This is a genomic window from Helicobacter pylori (genome assembly GCF_006439795.1).
Taxonomy (GTDB): Bacteria; Campylobacterota; Campylobacteria; order Campylobacterales; family Helicobacteraceae; genus Helicobacter; species Helicobacter pylori_CR.
Map to the genome: position 1 here is coordinate 50685 of NZ_VEYL01000002.1, position 18122 is coordinate 68806.

An 18122-nucleotide genomic window follows, 5' to 3' on the forward strand; every position below is an offset into this window, starting at 1 on the left:
TCCTTAAATAGCGGTATTAAAGTTTTGTATTATATAAAAAGATGTTAGAAAGCGGGGTTAAAAAGGCTTTTTATTCAGCGCTTTTTAAGGCTTTAGCGATGAGTTCTAAAGGGTGCAAAAATGATGGGGTGTTAGGGTCATCTAAAGACTTTAAAGCGTTGTTTAATTGCATGTGGCATGCCCCACATTCTGCACTTAAAATTGTAGCTTTGGTGTCTATGATTTCTTTAGCCCTAAGAAGCCCCACTTTTAAAGAAAATCCCGCCTTTTCGGTTTGCATCGTAATCCCCCCAAAACCGCAGCAATTGTCCGGCATTTCTTTAATTTCATAATGCGCATGGAGCAAGTTGCGCACTTCTTTATGAGCGTTTAGGGTTTTTTTGGCATGGCAAGGGTTATGATAAGTAATAACCTCTTTTTTTCCCTTAGGGATTTTTTCTAAAAGATTTTTTAAAGGGGTGTGTTTCTCTAAAAACACGCTCGCCAGATAGATTTTAGGCGTGATTTTTTCCAAGCGCTTCACATACAAATCCTTATCTTTTTCGCCTAAAAACACCTTGTAATAATCGTTGATGAGCATGCTAGCGCATGTGGCTTCAGGCACGATGATCGCATCCACTTCATCTAAATAGCTTTCAAAGCATTCTATGTTTTTTTTCACTAAAAAAAGCGTGGTGTCTTTATCGCCGGTAAAATACGCAGGCGCTGAGCAGCATTCTTGCTTAGGAATGATCGCTTGAATGTTGAGTTTTTCTAAAATATACAACAAGCTTTCCCCCACTTGCTGGTAATGGTAATTGCTCAAGCACCCTATAAAAACCGCCACTTTTTGAACGGGGTTTTCTAAAGGCTTCATTTTTGCATGCTTTTGTAAAAAACTTTTTTGATTTAAGGGAGGCAGTGCGCTTTTTTTAAAGCGTTTGAACAAGCCTTTAAACACCGCTCTAGGCTCTAAACTATCATCTCCTACTCGCTTGAAGATACAAGGGGCTAAAAAATGCGCAACAGAAAACACCCTATCCATTTTTTTGCGGTTTTTTAAAAGGGAAAAATAGGATTTTTTATACCAAGCAATGCCGTATTTTTGAGCGATTTTTTCTCTGGCTTTTTCTATTAAAGTGTCTATGGGCAAATGAAAGGGGCAAATTTCCACGCAAGCGGTGCATAAAAAGCAAGTTTCTAAAAGGTGTTTTAAATTCGTGTCTAATTGGAGCTTGTTTTGAGCGTTTAGGCGCATCAAATCTAAAAAGCCTCTAGGCGAAGTCGCCTCGTCTTTATGGATGCGGTATATGGTGCAACCTGGAACGCATTTAGCGCATTTGACGCAAGCATCCCCTACTTCTTCAAAAATATTCCCGTTCATAGCGTTTTACTGAAATGTTTTTCGCCCCCACGCAAATACGCGTCAAACTCCATAGCCATGTTTCTAACGAGCATGCCCCCTGTTTTTGTCATCTCAAAGCCTTTAGCGTTAAAAGAAAGCAAGCCCGCTTCTTCATAAGGCTTTAATTTTTCTAATTCTTTTTTAAAATGCGCTTTAAAATCAACAGGGAATTTTTCTTCAATCTTAGAGTAATCCAATTTTAAATTGCTCATCATGTGCATGATCACTTCTTTTCTTAAAATATCTTCTTTGGTGAGCGCTACACCCCTTTCTACCGGTAAATGCCCCAAATCAAGGGCTTTTTCATAGTGGTGCAAGTCTTTATAATTTTGCGTGTAATAATCGCTCCCTTCGCCAATGCTCGTAACGCCAATGCCAATGGTTTGAGTGAATTTTTTAGTGGTATAGCCTTGAAAATTACGACGCAACTCTGCTTTTTGAAGGGCCAGATACAATTCATTATCGCTTTTAGCGAAATGATCCATGCCTATCATTTGGTAATGGGCTTTTTCTAAAAAACTAATGAGAGCTTCTAAAATTTCTAGCTTATCCCTAGGGCTTGGCAATAAGGTTTCATCAATTTTACGCATCGTTTTTTTCACCCAAGGCACATGCGCGTAATTAAATACCGCTAATCGGTCCGGATCTAATTTCAAAACCCATTCCAAAGTTTTTAAAAAACCCTCTTTAGTCTGGTTGGGTAAGCCGTAAATCAAATCAAAATTAATGGATTTGATGCCGTAATCTCTGGCGAGCTTCACGGATTCTTGAACCATTTCAAAAGGCTGGATCCGGTGGATGGCTTTTTGGACTTCAAAATCAAAATCCTGCACCCCAAAACTCAAGCGGTTAAACCCCCTATCAAACAAGGTTTGCATGTGTTCTTTAGTGAAATGCCTAGGGTCAATCTCGCAACTCATTTCAATATCTTGGCTGAAATTAGGGAAAACTTCTTGAATGCTTTGCGTGATTTCATCTAATTGAATGGGCGAAAAAAAGGTCGGCGTGCCGCCTCCATAGTGGAATTGCGCCACTTCTCTGTTGGTATCCATCGCGTTTTTTAAAAGAGCGAGTTCTTTTTTAAGGTAGCTGATATAGCGGACTTTTTTCTCTTCTAAGCTGGTGTAAATGACTGAACAAGCGCAAAAATAACATGCGCTCCTGCAAAAGGGCAAATGCGTATAAAGCGATAAAGGCATGGGGTTTTTGAGATGGTCATGGTTAAAAAACGCCGTTTTCAAGCTCTCTTCATTAAAATTTTCTTTAAATTCCACCGCCGTTGGGTAGCTGGTGTATCGCGGACCAGGCTTGGAATATTGTGAAAATTTTTCAAAATCAATGGTTTGCATTAAAAATTTTCCTCATCGCTATTGTCAAAATTTTCAAAATGATTCTCATTGAAAGGGGGTTGTTTGAACATGTTGTCAAAATTAAAAAATAAATTAGGGTGTTCTTTTTTGATTTGTTTGACAAAGTTTAAGGTGTTGATATTAGGCAAATTCCCGTCTTTTTGGCGTAAATTTTCTAACAATTGCAAGGAAACTTCGCGCACGTCTTCAAAATCAATCGGCGCTTGGGTGATAATATCCCTTTCTAATTCCGCCCTAAGCCTGGCTTCAAAAGCCTTTCTGGCGTTTTCTGCCAAAAGAGAGATCACATTATCTGGCACCAAAACATAATTTTTATCTTCTTCATCAGAAATAAAATAAGCTTCATTTTTTTTAAACGCCCCTTTTTCCAATTCTAAAAGCATTTCATTAGTGCTGATTTTTTTGAGAAAGGCTCTGTTTTTTTGGGTGGTTAGGCTATTGATAAGTTTTTGTGATTTGGTTTTAGAAACTCGTTTTTTAGGTAATTTTTCCACTTTATATCCTTTTTAAACTGATTGTATCCAATTTCGTTTAATTCTCATTATAAATCGTTTTTAAATACTCTATTTTTGAAGTCAAATTGAGTAATACCATATCAGCCAACACCAATGAAAGCAAACTCTCGCACACCACGCTCCCTCTAATCGCAATGCAAGGATCATGCCTGCCCTTCAACAAGCATTCGCATTCGTTATTATTAATGTCTATGGTTTGTTGAGGTTGGAAAATGCTTGGCGTGGGTTTGAAATGCGCTTTAACAATAATTTCTTCCCCATTGCTCATGCCCCCTAAAACCCCTCCGCTACGATTGCTCAAAAACCCTTTTTGATCCATTAAATCATTATACTCTGAGCCTTTTAGTAAAGAGCTTTCTACCCCCTTGCCTATCTCAACCGCTTTCACCCCGTTAAGCCCCATCATCGCTTCAGCGATTTTAGCGTCTAATTTAGCGTATAGCCCTTGACCTAATCCAATGGGGAGCTTTTGATTTGTTTTCACACTTCTCGCTCTAATCAAAGCCACGCCCCCTATGCTATCGTGGTTTTTGATAGCGTTTTGAATGGCTGTTTTTTGCGCTTCTTCTTGTTCTTCATCTAGAGCAAAAATCTCGCTTTTTAAAGCGTGATTGAAATCATAGTTTTTGGCTTTAATGCCCCCTATTTCCATGATTCCGCTTTCACAAACAATACCAATTTCTCTTAAAAGCATTTTAGCAAACGCCCCAGCAGCCACTCTTATAGCGCTCTCTCTGGCCGAACTCCTCCCCCCACCCCTAAAATCTCTGATGCCGTATTTATGAAAATAAGTGAAATCCGCATGGCTAGGCCTAAAAAGGTTTTTAATGTTATCATAATCCTTGCTCCTAGCCCTTTGGTTATGGATTAAAAACCCTATGGGCGTCCCTGTGCTAAAATCTTCAAAAACCCCGCTTGTTATTTCCACTTTATCGTCTTCTTTTCGTGGCGTAGTGAAAACATTCCTCCCCCCTTGGCGGCGCTTCATTTCATTTTCTAATAGTGCATAGTCTATTTTAATCCCGCTAGGCATGCCGTCTAATACCCCCCCTATCACATCCCCATGCGATTCCCCAAAAGTCGTGAGCCTTAAAAAACGCCCCAAAGTGTTCATTTTGCTTCCTTAAGTTTTTGAAGCGCTTGATAAGCGCATTGCTGTTCGGCTTCTTTTTTACTCTTGCCTTTAGCGGTCGCATACATTTTATCTTGAATGTATAGAGCCATTTCAAATTCTTTATGGTGATCGGGCCCTTTTTCTTGAAGTAATTGGTAAGTGGGGATCACGCAAAATTGCGCTTGGGTCAATTCCTGCAAAGCGGTTTTATAGTCCATAAACAAATGCTCCAGATCCAAACGCTTGTAAGCGCGATTGAGTAAATTTTGCATGATTTTACGCACCTTAGCTAACCCCGCTTCTAAATACACCCCAGCCATTAAAGCCTCAAAAGCGCTCGATAAAATAGAGGGTTTTTCTCTCCCTTTAGAAATTTCTTCAGAAGAAGAGACGCGCAAATAATCTTGCAAAGCAATCGCTTTCGCTAATTTAGTAAAACCATGCGCGCTCACAATAGAAGCCCTTAATTTAGAGAGTTTGCCCTCATCGTATTGATAGAATTTATGGTATAGCAACTCCCCTATCACCAAGCCCAACACCGCATCGCCCAAAAATTCCAAGCGCTCATTGTTTAAAGCGAGCTTGCATGATTTATGCGTTAAGGCTTGCTCCAATAAACGATTGTCTTTAAAAGAATACCCTAAAGATTTTTCTAGCGTTGTATAAGGGTTATTAGGCGTTACATAAGGGCTGTTTTGAGAGCGTTTGTTTTTCATCATGTTTCCCTTTAAGTGGTCGTTTTGACCCGTTTTTGCGCCTCTAATTTAGCGAGGCTGTCGCATCGTTCATTCTCGGCATGCCCATTATGCCCCTTGATCCAAACAGCCACAATCAAATGCCCTTTAGAGACTTTTAAAAATTCTTTCCATAAATCCACATTTTTGACTTTAGAAAAATTCTTTTTTTGCCAGTTAATCAGCCACACATTGATCGCTTGGCACACGTATTGCGAATCGCTATAAAGCGTGATATGGCATGGGCGTTTCAAAATTTTTAACGCTTCATTGAGCGCTCTTAATTCCATGCGGTTATTCGTGGTGAATGATTCGCCCCCGCTGATGATTTTTTCTTTATCTTTGTAGCGTAAAATCGCCGCATAACCGCCTGGCCCAGGATTGCCTAAAGAAGAACCATCGCAAAAAATTTCAATTTCTTGCATTTAATCCACTCCCATAGCTTTCTTTAGAAATTTTAAGCACCATATCCATAAACGCTAACTGATAACACACAGGACACCTATGGCTTTCAAAAGGAAAGATTTGTTTGCAATGCTTGCAGCGGTATTCAAAAGTCAGACGCGCTTTCATAGGGCTATGCAATAGAGCGCGTAAAACCTCTAATTCAAAAACTTGGCAAGGTTTGTTATCCAAAAGCAGCCCTTGAGATCGTGCGATGTCTTGCAAAATGGCATGTTTTTCTAAAATAAAAGCAGGGATATTCATATTCCATAAAAGATCGATCACATTTTCTAGCCGTTCGGTTGCATCAATCTCTTGCCAAAAAAGATTTTCATCATAAGATTTTAAATGATTTAGGGCGATTTTTTTCAAATCTAACGACGCTTTTGAAACATGCAAGATTTTAGCCGCATCTTCCTTATTCTCTATTAAATGCATGAGATAAAGGTAATTTTTAATCGTTTCAATTTCAGGCGTTTCTAATTCTTCCAAACATTCCAAAGTCTCTAAAGCCTTTGAATAATCTTTTTCTAATTCATACGCATGCAAAAGTTTCAACAACGCTCCCACATTCCTTGGGGAAAAGCGCAAAATTTCTTTCACGGTGTCTTTTGTTTTTTGCAAATACCCCACACTAAAATAATTTTCAGCTAATAAATCTAAAACAGCGATTTTTTCTTCATCTTTTAGGGGGCGATTCAAAAGCCCTTTTAAGATTTCAATACTCATTTGTACATCCGCTTTAGAATACGCTCTGGCTAAAAACATCAAACTAGAAATTTTGGCATGCTTTAAAAGCTCGTCTAAATTCTCACTGCTCGCATAGGCGTTTTGATTTTGGGCGAATTTTTGTAAAAATTTTTTGTTTTTCTTTCGGGTGAAATACGCCCTAGCCTGTTCTAATAGAATGACAAGAGCGATAATGAAAGTAAATAAAGCGATAGAAAATAAAGAATCTTTATAGAGGAAATTGAAGTGTTGCACAATCTAAAAATCACTCTCTAATCATCACAATCCTAGACTTAACGCGCAATTTTTCAAAATGCTCTTCTAAAATCTTATCTTTAGATTCTTCCACTAATTTTTGAGCGATGAATTGCTTGGCCTGGCTGAAACTCACTTCGTTTTTACCCTTCTTTTCCTTGATATAAAAGGTGATGAACTGCCCCCCACCCCCATTCATAACGGGCGTGAAAGATCCTTGCTCATGCGAAATAAAGACTTGAGCGATTTGAGGGTTTAAGGTTTTCATCTCTATTTTTTCATTGGCCTTACTCACCCCTGGAATTTCTAAATTAGGATCTGCCATAGCCCTTTCTAAATCTTCTTGATTGGTGGAAGTGTAGCGCACGGTTTCTATTTCTGTGGGGATACTGAATTGCTCCTTGTGTTTGTTGTAATATTCGCGCATTTTGGTTTCAGAGCTGGTATCCACATTGGTGAGCAAAATATTACGCAACAATTCTTGCATTTCCAAATGCTCTTTAAGCTGATCCCTATAGAGTTTATAATGCCCCTCAGCCATAAGCATTTGTTTGAAATGGTCTAAATCCATGCCTTGTTGTTGCGCCATCATCGCCATTTCTTGGTCTAGCTTGTCATCATCTACATGGATTTTCAAGCGCTCAATTTCTTGGTTTTTAATGCGTTCAGCAATCAAACGATCCCTGGCTTGAGCCTTACTCACTTTAGATTTTTCTTGCTCTTCTTGGATTTGATACAGCGTGATAGGCGAACCATTAACGAGCAATGAAATGCCCCCTACGACCTTATCTTCAAGGGTGTTGTTGGCAGCGTTATTAGGATTACCAAAAATGGAATTGAATTGAGAGCTAGGGCTTGTTCCTTTATTTTTTTCAAGAGTTTGAGAGGTTGTCTCTTTTTCTTCAAGTTTTGGCGCGTTATTTTGAACGCCTTGATTTTGCGTGCCTTGATTTTGAACCCCTTTAGTGCCCTCTTTGATTTTAGGAGGCGTTATTTTCTGAGTGGGATTTTTGGCATCCCCATGATGGACTTCTGCTCTGGGCTTTCTCTTGGCTTTTATTTCTTTCTTTTCTTCGGTGTTTTTCTTTTCTTCTTTTTTATTTTTCAAATCCTTATTTTTCAAATCCTTATTTTTCAAATCCTTATTCTTCAATTCCTTATTCTTTAATTCTTGGCGGATTTTTTTATCCAAAGAAGACTCTTGCTTCCTCCCTTCTAAGGCTTCCACTTTAGATTCCGGCTCTGCATAAACGATCCCAATAAACAACAAAGCCTTCAAAACATAAGAAAAAATTTTCCTCATCAACCCAATTTCTCTTTCAAAATAGCATTCACCACGCTAGGATTAGCGCCTTTTAGATTTTTCATCGCTTGCCCCACAAAAAACCCAAAAAGCTTGTCCTTACCGCTTTTGTATTCAAGCACCTTATCAGCGTTGTTTTTAAGCACCTCTTCTATCACTTTAACAATCGCTTCTGTGTCATTGACTTGAGACAAGCCCATTTGTTCAATGAGCACATCCACATCGCCCCCTTGCTCTTCTAAAAGCTTGTCTAACACATCTTTAGCACTCTTGCCTGAAATCTTGCCCTCATCAATGCGTTTGGCTAAAGCGCCTAGCGCATGAGCGCTAACTCCGCAATTTTCTAAAGTGATCTCGGCCTTCAAGCGCCCTAATAATTCCACGCAAAGCCATGTTACGCTCGTTTTAGCCTTAACCCCAAGATTGAGCATGCTTTCAAAATACTCCGCCAATAAAGGATCGCTCACCAATAAATTCGCATCGTCTTCTTTAAGGTTAAAATCTTTCATGTAGCGGGTTTTTTTCGCACTGGGCAATTCACTGATCTTTTGAGATTCTTTTAAAAGTTTTTCATCAATAAAAACAGGATACAAATCCGGATCTTTAAAATAGCGGTAATCCGCTGATTCTTCTTTATTGCGCATAGAAAGGGTGATCCCTTTGGCGGTGTCAAAAAGGCGCGTTTCTTGAACCACCTCTTCATTATAACGCCCGCTTTCCCACGCCGCACTTTGGCGCTCTATCTCGTATTCAATCGCTTTAGCGATGAATCTAAAGCTATTTAAGTTTTTAATCTCCACCCTCGTGTAAAGCTTTTCATCGCCCTTAGGCCTAATGGATACATTCGCATCGCACCTGAAATTCCCCTCTTGCATGTTCGCATCAGAAATCCCTATAAAACGCACGATAGCATGGAGCTTTTTCAAATACGCTATGGCTTCTTCACTATTTCGCATGTCCGGCTTGCTGACAATTTCTAATAAAGGGGTGCAAGCGCGGTTCAAATCCACCAAAGAATAATGACCCTCATGGATATTTTTACCGGCGTCTTCTTCCATGTGGGCTCTTTCAATACGCACGATTTTTGTGCCCTCTTTGGTGTCAATCTCTAACTTCCCATCGCTCACAATGGGGACTTCAAACTGCGAAATTTGATAAGCCTTAGGCAAATCAGGGTAAAAGTAATTTTTCCTCGCAAAAATGGAATACTGGTTGATATGAGCTTCAATGGCTGTGCCTAATTGGATGGCTTTTTTAACCACTTCTTTATTCAATACCGGTAAAGCTCCCGGTAAACCCAAACACACAGGGCATGTGTTAGAATTGGGGGTTTCTCCAAAGCTTGTAGAGCAAGAGCAAAAGATTTTGGTTTTGGTGTTGAGTTGGACATGGACTTCTAGCCCGATTACAGCTTCAAATGGCATTATTTGTCCTTATTCTTTTTATTGCTCACAATGGCAAAAGTCAAGTCATTGATTTCGGTATGCTCTTTAATGAAGTCATTGATCTCTTTCAAACTCATTTTTTGGATTTGATCCAAGAGCGTTTGGTTGAAATTTAAAGGCAAACCTAAATAAAAATAATTGTAAGTAGTATTCAAGCGGCTAGAGATCGTCTCATTCCTTAAAGGCTCAGAGCCTAGTAAAAACTTTTTAGCGTCGTCTAATTCTTGTTGCGTCATGCCTTTTTCTATAAATTCCTTAACGATTTTTTTAACTAAGGCAACGCTTTTAGCTTGAGTGCTGAGCTTGGTTTGCAAATACCCGCTAGCAAAATGCGCCACTTTAGAAAAATTGGAGCGGATATACACGCTATAAGCCAAGCCCTCTTGAACCCTGATTTTTTCCATCAAACGAGAGCCAAACCCTCCCCCAAGCACAAACATCATGACTTTAGATTTCGCTAAATCCTGTTTTAAATCCTTGATTTTAAAGGGCGCACCAAAATACACGAAAGCCTGTTCAGTGTCTTTATAGAGGATTTTTTCGCTCTTTTGATCACTCGTTTCAAAATAAGGCTCTTCATACGCTTTACCTTGCGGCAAGAAATTAAGAGCGTTATCTAAACGCTTAAGGGTTTGATCGATTTTCAAATCGCCCCCAAGCACCACCACGAGTTTATTGAGTTCAAAGACCTTAGAAAATTGCTGTTTCAAATCCTCTAGCTTGATTTTTTGGAGGCTCTCTTTAGTGCCTAAGGCTGCGTTAGCTAAAGGGGTGTTAGCAAAAAGTTCTTGTTTTAAAGTCAATTTAGCCAAATAGTCAAAATCGCTTTCTTTTTGTAAAAGCGCGGCTAACATTTGGGTTTTGACCTTTTCTAAAGCGTTTTGCGTGAAGTTAGGGGATTTCAAAAGCTCTTTTAAGCGCGTTATGGCTTCATCTTCGTATTCTTTTAAAAATTCTAAAGTGATTTGCAAATCTTCTGTGCTAGTATCCACATTCAAACTGATCGCTTTTTGCTCTAAAAGTTGCGCAAACCCCACCGCACCAAGCTCTTTAGTGCCTTCGTTTAAAACTTGCGCGAACAATTTCGCCAAACCCAACTGGTTTTTATCGCTTAAGCTCCCACCCCCTCTAAAAGCTAAATGGATAAACCCCATGGGCAATAAATGATTTTCTTCATAAATCACAGGGACTTTAGCTTGATTGATTTCTTGGTGTGTCAAAGCGCTCGCTTGTAACCCCATAAAAACTCCTAATAATAAAGTGATTAAAAATTTTTTCATGCTCTTTATACCTTTGCTTTAGCCGGATAACGCTTTAAGATTTCATAAGCGGTGTTTCGTTTAGCCGCCACGCTCCCAATGTCTTCAATAAGCTCTATCATTTCCGCTTCATTCATGCAAAAACTCGTCCCGGCCGCTTTCACTACATTTTCTTCCATCATCACACTCCCTAAATCATTCGCTCCAAACAATAAGGCTAACTGCCCTATCATAGAGCCTTGAGTAACCCATGAGCTTTGTATGTTTTGAATGTTATCCAAAAAAATCCTACTGCATGCCAAATAGCGTAAATACCGATTGGAACTTGCTTTTTTAATGCTTGGGATTTCTTCTTTTAAGGGGGTGTTGTTGGGCTGAAAACTCCATAAAATAAAAGCCCTAAAGCCACCGGTTTCATCTTGCAAATCGCGCACCCTTTGTAGATGCTCTATTACATCTTCTTCATTATCCACGCTCCCAAACATCATGGTAGCCGTGCTTTTAATCCCGCAAAGATGTGCCATTCTATGCACTTCAATCCACCGATCACTGCTCAATTTTTTAGGAGCAATGACATCGCGCACCCTATCGCTTAGTATTTCTGCTCCCGCTCCTGGAATGGAGCTTAACCCAGCGTTTTTCAACCTTTCTAAAACTTCTTTTAAAGGCAATTTAGAGATTTTAGAAATGTAATCAATTTCAACCGCGCTAAAACCATGAATGGTAATGGTGGGGAATTTTTGAGCGATATGGCTGACTAAATTTTCATAATAGTCTATTTTGAGCTGGGGGTGCACCCCCCCTTGAAAAAGGATCTGCGTGCCGCCAATAGCGAGCAATTCTTCAATCTTTTGATCAATTTCTTCATAGCTCAACACATAGGCGTCTTTTTCTTTTAGGGTGCGTTTGAACGCGCAAAACTTGCAATCCACAAAACAAATATTGGTGTAATTGATATTCCTATCCACAATAAAAGTCGTCAGGTTTTCAGGGTGCAAGCGTTGCTTTACTCTCAAAGCCCTTTGCCCTAATTCTTTCAAGGGCGCGTTTTTCATTAAATCCAAAATTTCTTCTCTGTTGATGCGCATTTTAAAACCTTGTTCCCATAGAAAATTCAAAATGTTGCGTGTAATCGTCCATGTTAGGGTTGAAGCACAGCCCTTTACATTTCTTGCCATTGCCATCGCCCCATTGGTTGAAAAACGCTATAGGGAAAATGAGCACCAAAGGCCCCATGGGCGAAATCCATTCAATCTGTAAGCCTGTAGAAGCTCTCCAAGTCGCTCTTTCAAACCCAGCCCCTATAACGCCATAATCTTTAAAATTCGCTGTTGTGAGGGGAGCGTTATAGAAGAAACTCCCCCTAGTTGGGGTTTTAAAGGTCAAGAAACCAAAGTCAAAAAACCAAGCTAAACGCATTTTAGCCGCTTTTAACACCCCATAGCTCAATTCTGTAGAAGCGGTGAAGATCCCATCGCCTCCAAGCCACAAGCCAAACTCATCTTTAGGAGTAACCGATCCGTTCCTAAAGCCTCTCACCGTGGTTACGCCCCCCATGTAGAAGGTGGAGTTTAAGGGCAAGTAATCATCGGTGTTATACCTAAAGATATAGCCTCCTTGCGTTTTAAAGCGAGCGATCAAATCTATCAATAAATATTTTTGCAAATGGTGGTAAGCGGCGAATTTACCATAGACTTTAGTGTTACGGACATTCCCGCCTAACCCGTTCCAAGAATTGAGCGTGCCAGAGCTTGGCAAGCCAGACATCGTCGCATAGGAGCTAAAGATAACCCCATTTCTAGGGAAATAATAATCATCGGTGTTGTCATAGCTCACATCAAGGGTGAAAGAGCTAGTGATTGGCGTATGGTAATCCCTATCCCAAATACCTTTTATTTCTGGTGAGGTGGTGATCGCTCCAGGGTTAGAACAATTTTCAGGTTGTAAGGGAGTTCTACCGCCTGATAAGCGATTGATAATCACCGATGCGGGGGTAGAGCATTGCCTTGGAGCGACCACTTCATTAACAGAGGAATAGTAGCGGTTGTATAAAGGGCTGCTGAAACCAAGGAGTTTGGTAACATTCAAGTTATATCCTAAGCTCACATGGGTTCTGTTACCCAGCATGCGCCCAACATTCACCCCAAAGCCCCCGCCTTGTTGGACGTATTGGTAGCTTATCCTATAATCCGCATAAAGATTGATCGTAGAGCTATACCAGCTGTCAAAAATCCTTGGATTAGTCAAGCTCAAATTCCCAGCAAACATACGCCCCGCTCCTCTTGGCATGCCCGGATAAGATCTGCCCCCCCCTGTAGCAATGTTAGCATACAAGCTCATGCTTTGCCCTGTGCCAAAAAGGTTTCTTTCGCTCACGCTCCCATTAAGCATAAGCCCTCCATAAGAGCCATAGCCTAACCCAAATTGCAACTGCCCGGTGCGCCCCTCTTCTACGCTCACTAACAAATCCATAAGCGAGCTATTCACCCTTTTTTCTTCAATTTTGACTTTAGAGAAAAACCCTAAACGCCTTAAAGAATTTTCGGAATTTCTGAGTTTGGTCAAGTTGTATTTATCCTTAGGCCCTAGTAACAATTCCCTCCTAATGATTCTATCGCTCGTGCGTTGGTTCCCTGAAATGATGACATCATTGATATACACCATATCGCCCACTTCAATACGATAAATGACTTTCACAAGCCCGTTTTTTTCATCTTTATCCAAGTCTGGCTTCACCACCGCAAACGCATAACCCTTATCAGCGATTTCGGTTTTTAAAATTTGCGCATCCGCTCTTAAATGCTCAATATTAAAGACATCTTTTCTCTTAACTTTAAGCGCTTTTTCTAAGGTTTTTAAGGGGACTACCGGGTTGTCAATCTCTATTAAAATGTCTGAAATCCTGTATTGGATCCCCTCTTTGACTTTATAATGAAGCTTAGCGTCATGGGTAGAAAAATCCGTTTTCAAAAAAGGCGAAGAAATATGAGCGTCCAAATAACCCCTACGCATATACACATCTTGGATACGCAAAGAATCGTATTCTAATTGATCTAAACGCAATTTCCCATCATTCAAGCCCCACATCCAGCCCATGAAATCTCGTTGCTTGTTCGCGCTCAAAGATTCAATCATGCGGCGTTTTAATTTCGCGCTCCCCTCATAAATGGATTGTTTGATATAAATGCTATCCCCCCTATTCACATCAAACACGATTAATAACGCGCCCTCACTGACCTTTTCTGTGCGCACCTCCACCACGCTCCCATAATAGCCCTGCCCCTCTAAAGCTGTCTTTAAAGCCGTTTTAGCATGCTCTAATTTTTGCTCATCAAAGGTGTCGCCCTTTTTGATCCCCATTTGGGATTTTAATTCGCCTTTTTCCTTTTCAGTCCCATAACCCTTGATTTCTACCCCGGCAATCCTGGCTTTTTCATCAAAATGAAACTCTAATATACCGCCTTCAAAAGTGGCATAAACGTCTTTAAAATACCCTTGATTGAACAAAGCCAAAACAGCGGTGTCTATTTTTTTAGAATCCACAATATCGCCCACACGAATCTTTATAATTTCATTAGCGAGCATGTCAGACATGTAAGAAAGCCCAATATACGAAATGGATTTGACTTTCATTTCTTTAGGCGTTTGATTGGATTGGGGGGTTTCTTTTTGAGCTTCATTTTTTTGAACTTCATTTTTTGGAGCCTCATTTTTTGGAGATTCTTGAGAGGCTTCTTTTGGAGAAGTCAAATCGCTTGGTTTAGAGCCGTTGTTCTCTAAAGCTTCAACGCTGGTATTCATACATGCGAAAACAAGAGAAGATAGAATTAATTTTTTAATACTGATTTCCTTAATAGATTTTAGCTTGAGTGTTGTTAGTAGTGTTATTATAACTAATCATTCTTAAAAACGCTAAAAATTATTAAAATTTCTGTATAAAATTATACAAACTATCCCTTTCTACCGCAACAAAACCAGCGTCCTTGATTTTAAATATCAAATCTTCTTTTTCTAAACCATGCCGGCTCTTCGCGCCTGCTGCGCTTTGAATGCTCTCTATCTCTATCGTGCCGTCTAAATCGTTAGCGCCAAATTCTTGAGCCACTAACGCTAAATTCAAGCCCAAAGTCGCCCAATAGGCTTTAATGTGGGGGATATTGTTTAAAAGAATGCGGGATATAGCGATAGTTTTTAAGATTTCTATCGCGCTAGGGGATTTTTCCACTTTCAAATAATTGTTTTCTTTTTGATACAACAAGGGGATAAAAGCGTTAAAGCCCCCTTCTTTATTTTCTACTTTATTTTTAGGGCTTTGAATTTTTTTGATTCTCAGCATGTGATCGATGCGATGGATTTTATTTTCAATATGCCCAAAAAGCATGGTAGCGTTACTCATTTTGCCTAATTTGTGCCAATAAGCATGGATTTCCAACCACCGAGAAGATCCCACCTTACCATTACAGATTTTACGCCTGATTTCTTCATCAAAAATCTCCGCTCCCCCACCAGGCATGGAATCCACCCCGGCTTTGAGCATGTCTTCTAGCACCAATTCAAAAGGTTTGTTGAATTTAACGCTTAAAAAATGCACTTCTGCAGCGGTCATGGCTTTTAAATGCAAGTTAGGCATTTCTTGTTTGATGGTTTCAAACACCTTTAAATACCATTCATAAGAGTAATTAGGGTTATGGGCGCTCACGATATGGACTTCTTTAATCCCCTTATTGTAGGAATTTTTAACCTTTTCTAGGATTTCTTCTAAGCTCATTTCATAAGGGTTAGGGTTTTTTCTGTGGGCTGAAAAAGCGCAAAATTTACAAGCGTCCGCGCAAATATTGCTGGGGTTTAAATGCCTATTGACATTAAAATACACGATTTTTTGGTGCATGTTTTGGCGCATGCGATCCGCTGCTTCCCCTAGCGTGTATAAATCATAATCATAAAGCCTCACTAATTCTTCACTTTCAGTAACTTGATTGTCTAATACTTTTTCTAAAAAGTCCATGGTTAAATTGCCCTTTCGTTTTAAAAACAAACATTGTAGCATTTTTAGATTGAAGAATGCTTTTTATATATTATATAAAAATATCCCTTTTAACCCCCCTATTGATGCCAACCCTTTTTTTGACCAAATTCTCATTAAAGTGATTTTTATGATAAAATCTAAGCTTTATCAAGCCATTAGCTGGCGTTCTTTCTCATTTTTTGCAAGTTTTTGAAAATTTTCATACTCTTGTTTACTTTTTCATTATCATTTATGCTATAATTATGGGACAACTTAAACCAACACAAAGGAGATACTATGTTATCAAAAGACATCATTAAGTTGCTAAACGAACAAGTGAATAAGGAAATGAACTCTTCCAACTTGTATATGAGCATGAGTTCTTGGTGCTATACCCATAGCTTAGATGGCTCGGGGCTTTTCTTGTTTGACCATGCGGCTGAAGAATACGAGCATGCTAAAAAGCTTATCGTTTTCTTGAATGAAAACAATGTGCCTGTGCAATTGACCAGCATCAGCGCCCCTGAGTATAAGTTTGAAAGTTTGACTCAAATTTTCCAAAAAGCCTATGGACATGAGCAACACGTCAGCGAGTCTATTAATAATATCGTCGATCACGCCATAAAAAACAAAGATCATGCGACTTTCAATTTCTTGCAATGGTATGTGGCTGAACAGCATGAAGAAGAAGTGCTTTTCAAGGATATTTTGGATAAAATTGAGTTGATTGGTAATGAAAACCATGGCTTGTATTTGGCTGATCAGTATGTCAAAGGGATCGCTAAAAGCAGGAAATCTTAATTTTAGGATCATTGAGTGCAAAAACTAGCCGTTTTTGATTTTGACTCCACGCTAGTCAATGCTGAGACGATTGAGTCTTTAGCGAGGGCGTGGGGGGTGTTTGATGAAGTGGAAAAGATCACTTCACAAGCCATGAATGGTGAGACAGATTTTCATGAAAGTCTTATTTTAAGGGTTTCTAAGCTCAAAAACATGCCCTTAAAACTGGCCAAAGAAGTTTGTGAAAGTCTGCCTTTATTTGAAGGAGCGCTTGAGCTTGTTAGCGCCTTAAAAGAGAAAAATTACAAGGTGGTTTGCTTTAGCGGAGGCTTTGATCTAGCGACCAATCATTACAGGGATTTATTGCATTTAGATGCAGCTTTCAGTAACACGCTGATCGTGGAAAATGACGCCTTAAACGGCTTGGTTACGGGGCATATGATGTTTTCACACTCTAAAGGCGAAATGCTGCTCGCCTTGCAACGCTTGTTGAATATCACTAAAACGCGCACTTTAGTCGTGGGCGATGGAGCGAATGACTTGAGCATGTTCAAACATGCCCACATTAAAATCGCTTTCAACGCTAAAGAGATTTTAAAACAACACGCCACGCATTGCATCAATGAGCCTGATTTAGCCCTAATCAAGCCTTTGATTTAAAAAATTTTTTTGTAAAATACTCCTTTTAAAGGATAACCATGTTCCAACCCTTACTAGACGCTTATATAGAAAGCGCTTCCATTGAAAAAATTACCTCTAAATCTCCCCCCCTAAAAATCGCTGTGGCGAATTGGTGGGGAGATGAAGAAATTAAAGAATTTAAAAAGAGTGTTCTTTATTTTATCCTAAGCCAACGCTACACAATCACCCTCCACCAAAACCCCAACGAACCTTCAGATCTAGTCTTTGGCAATCCTATTGGATCAGCCAGAAAAATCCTATCCTATCAAAACACTAAAAGAGTGTTTTACACTGGTGAAAACGAAGTGCCTAATTTCAACCTTTTTGATTACGCCATAGGCTTTGATGAATTGGATTTTAATGATCGTTATTTGAGAATGTCTTTGTATTATGTCTCTTTGCACTATAAAGCCGAGCTTGTTAATGACACCACCGCACCTTATAAGATTAAGACTGACAGCCCTTATGCTTTAAAAAAACCCTCCCATTGTTTTGAAGAAAACCACCCCAATTTATGCGCGCTCATCAATAATGAGAGCGATCCTTTGAAAAGAGGGTTTGCCAGTTTTGTCGCAAGCAATCCTAACGCTCCTAAAAGGAACGCTTTCTATGACGCTTTAAATTCCATAGAGCCAGTTACTGGGGGAGGAAGCGTGAAAAACACTCTGGGTTATAATGTCAAAAACAAAAACGAATTTTTAAGCCAATACAAATTCAACCTGTGTTTTGAAAACTCACAAGGCTATGGCTATGTAACTGAAAAAATCATTGACGCTTACTTTAGCCACACCATTCCCATTTATTGGGGGAGTCCTAGCGTGGCGAAAGATTTTAACCCTAAGAGTTTTGTGAATGTGCATGATTTTAAAGATTTTGATGAAGCGATTGATTATGTGAGATACTTGCACACGCACCCAAACGCTTATTTAGACATGCTCTATGAAAACCCTTTGAACACCATTGATGGGAAAGCTGTTTTTTACCAAAATTTGAGTTTTAAAAAAATCCTAGATTTTTTTAAAACGATTTTAGAAAACGACACGATTTATCACGATAATCCTTTCATTTTCTATCGTGATTTGAATGAGCCTTTAGCGACTATTG

At 39.5% G+C, this 18122-nt stretch carries 15 protein-coding genes and 1 pseudogene; 3 read left to right on the plus strand and 13 right to left on the minus strand.

The window, feature by feature from the left end; all coding sequences use genetic code 11:
* Positions 1 to 70: 70 nt before the first annotated feature.
* The 13 genes and pseudogenes from FIM66_RS01415 to mqnE form a co-directional block, all read right to left on the minus strand.
* Entirely contained in the window at positions 71 to 1363 is a 1293-nt protein-coding gene (locus FIM66_RS01415) for a (Fe-S)-binding protein (RefSeq protein ID WP_140599835.1), read from the minus strand.
* Entirely contained in the window at positions 1360 to 2733 is a 1374-nt protein-coding gene (gene hemN / locus FIM66_RS01420; RefSeq protein ID WP_140499736.1) for an oxygen-independent coproporphyrinogen III oxidase, read from the minus strand. Before hemN ends, FIM66_RS01415 begins: the two co-directional genes overlap by 4 nt.
* A complete protein-coding gene (locus FIM66_RS01425) occupies positions 2733 to 3248 on the minus strand; it encodes a DUF2603 domain-containing protein (RefSeq protein WP_101003056.1) in 516 nt (171 codons plus the stop codon). The genes hemN and FIM66_RS01425 overlap by 1 nt, the downstream gene beginning before the upstream one ends.
* Positions 3249 to 3285: 37 nt before the next feature.
* A complete protein-coding gene (aroC, locus tag FIM66_RS01430; protein WP_140599836.1) occupies positions 3286 to 4383 on the minus strand; it encodes a chorismate synthase in 1098 nt (365 codons plus the stop codon).
* The gene (gene rnc / locus FIM66_RS01435) at positions 4380 to 5099 is read right to left on the minus strand and encodes a ribonuclease III (protein ID WP_194149231.1); all 720 of its coding nucleotides are present in this window, start codon (positions 5097 to 5099) and stop codon (positions 4380 to 4382) included. Before rnc ends, aroC begins: the two co-directional genes overlap by 4 nt.
* Positions 5056 to 5542 (minus strand): annotated as a pseudogene (rnhA, locus tag FIM66_RS01440) (ribonuclease HI). The gene rnc and the pseudogene rnhA overlap by 44 nt, the downstream one beginning before the upstream one ends.
* A complete protein-coding gene (locus tag FIM66_RS01445) occupies positions 5529 to 6545 on the minus strand; it encodes a tetratricopeptide repeat protein (protein ID WP_140599839.1) in 1017 nt (338 codons plus the stop codon). Before FIM66_RS01445 ends, rnhA begins: the two are co-directional and overlap by 14 nt.
* A 10-nt stretch (positions 6546 to 6555) precedes the next feature.
* Positions 6556 to 7848, minus strand: coding sequence for a SurA N-terminal domain-containing protein (locus FIM66_RS01450; protein WP_140599840.1), 1293 nt, complete (start codon positions 7846 to 7848; stop codon positions 6556 to 6558).
* Positions 7848 to 9272, minus strand: coding sequence for an Asp-tRNA(Asn)/Glu-tRNA(Gln) amidotransferase subunit GatB (gatB, locus tag FIM66_RS01455; protein ID WP_194146408.1), 1425 nt, complete (start codon positions 9270 to 9272; stop codon positions 7848 to 7850). The genes FIM66_RS01450 and gatB overlap by 1 nt, the downstream gene beginning before the upstream one ends.
* Entirely contained in the window at positions 9272 to 10573 is a 1302-nt protein-coding gene (locus FIM66_RS01460) for a M16 family metallopeptidase (protein ID WP_140479312.1), read from the minus strand. Before FIM66_RS01460 ends, gatB begins: the two co-directional genes overlap by 1 nt.
* A 5-nt stretch (positions 10574 to 10578) precedes the next feature.
* A complete protein-coding gene (locus FIM66_RS01465; RefSeq protein ID WP_194146541.1) occupies positions 10579 to 11640 on the minus strand; it encodes a dehypoxanthine futalosine cyclase in 1062 nt (353 codons plus the stop codon).
* 1 nt (position 11641) lies between these two features.
* A complete protein-coding gene (gene bamA / locus FIM66_RS01470; RefSeq protein ID WP_238700911.1) occupies positions 11642 to 14353 on the minus strand; it encodes an outer membrane protein assembly factor BamA in 2712 nt (903 codons plus the stop codon).
* Between the two features lie 121 nt (positions 14354 to 14474).
* Positions 14475 to 15557 carry an aminofutalosine synthase MqnE gene (gene mqnE, locus FIM66_RS01475; protein ID WP_140599842.1) on the minus strand — a complete coding sequence of 361 codons (1083 nt, stop codon included), beginning with the start codon at positions 15555 to 15557 and terminating at the stop codon, positions 14475 to 14477.
* A gap of 297 nt (positions 15558 to 15854) precedes the next feature.
* Here mqnE and FIM66_RS01485 point away from each other — a divergent pair, with 297 nt between their 5' ends.
* The 3 genes from FIM66_RS01485 to FIM66_RS01495 all read left to right on the plus strand — a co-directional run.
* The gene (locus FIM66_RS01485; protein ID WP_140599844.1) at positions 15855 to 16358 is read left to right on the plus strand and encodes a ferritin; all 504 of its coding nucleotides are present in this window, start codon (positions 15855 to 15857) and stop codon (positions 16356 to 16358) included.
* A gap of 15 nt (positions 16359 to 16373) precedes the next feature.
* Positions 16374 to 16997 carry a phosphoserine phosphatase SerB gene (gene serB, locus FIM66_RS01490; protein ID WP_140599845.1) on the plus strand — a complete coding sequence of 208 codons (624 nt, stop codon included), beginning with the start codon at positions 16374 to 16376 and terminating at the stop codon, positions 16995 to 16997.
* Positions 16998 to 17035: 38 nt separating this feature from the next.
* The coding region (locus tag FIM66_RS01495) for a glycosyltransferase family 10 domain-containing protein (protein ID WP_140599871.1) at positions 17036 to 18122 on the plus strand (1087 nt) is incomplete at its 3' end.

What these genes read in the sequence shown, in the direction of transcription:
- bamA (WP_238700911.1), bottom strand. Translation starts at nt 14,353, where the DNA reads ATGAATACCAGCGTTGAAGCTTTAGAGAACAACGGCTCTAAACCAAGC.
- hemN (WP_140499736.1), bottom strand. Translation starts at nt 2,733, where the DNA reads ATGCAAACCATTGATTTTGAAAAATTTTCACAATATTCCAAGCCTGGT.
- FIM66_RS01465 (WP_194146541.1), bottom strand. Translation starts at nt 11,640, where the DNA reads ATGCGCATCAACAGAGAAGAAATTTTGGATTTAATGAAAAACGCGCCC.
- FIM66_RS01415 (WP_140599835.1), bottom strand. Translation starts at nt 1,363, where the DNA reads ATGAACGGGAATATTTTTGAAGAAGTAGGGGATGCTTGCGTCAAATGC.
- rnc (WP_194149231.1), bottom strand. Translation starts at nt 5,099, where the DNA reads ATGAAAAACAAACGCTCTCAAAACAGCCCTTATGTAACGCCTAATAAC.
- FIM66_RS01450 (WP_140599840.1), bottom strand. Translation starts at nt 7,848, where the DNA reads ATGAGGAAAATTTTTTCTTATGTTTTGAAGGCTTTGTTGTTTATTGGG.
- gatB (WP_194146408.1), bottom strand. Translation starts at nt 9,272, where the DNA reads ATGCCATTTGAAGCTGTAATCGGGCTAGAAGTCCATGTCCAACTCAAC.
- FIM66_RS01485 (WP_140599844.1), top strand. Translation starts at nt 15,855, where the DNA reads ATGTTATCAAAAGACATCATTAAGTTGCTAAACGAACAAGTGAATAAG.
- FIM66_RS01460 (WP_140479312.1), bottom strand. Translation starts at nt 10,573, where the DNA reads ATGAAAAAATTTTTAATCACTTTATTATTAGGAGTTTTTATGGGGTTA.
- mqnE (WP_140599842.1), bottom strand. Translation starts at nt 15,557, where the DNA reads ATGGACTTTTTAGAAAAAGTATTAGACAATCAAGTTACTGAAAGTGAA.
- aroC (WP_140599836.1), bottom strand. Translation starts at nt 4,383, where the DNA reads ATGAACACTTTGGGGCGTTTTTTAAGGCTCACGACTTTTGGGGAATCG.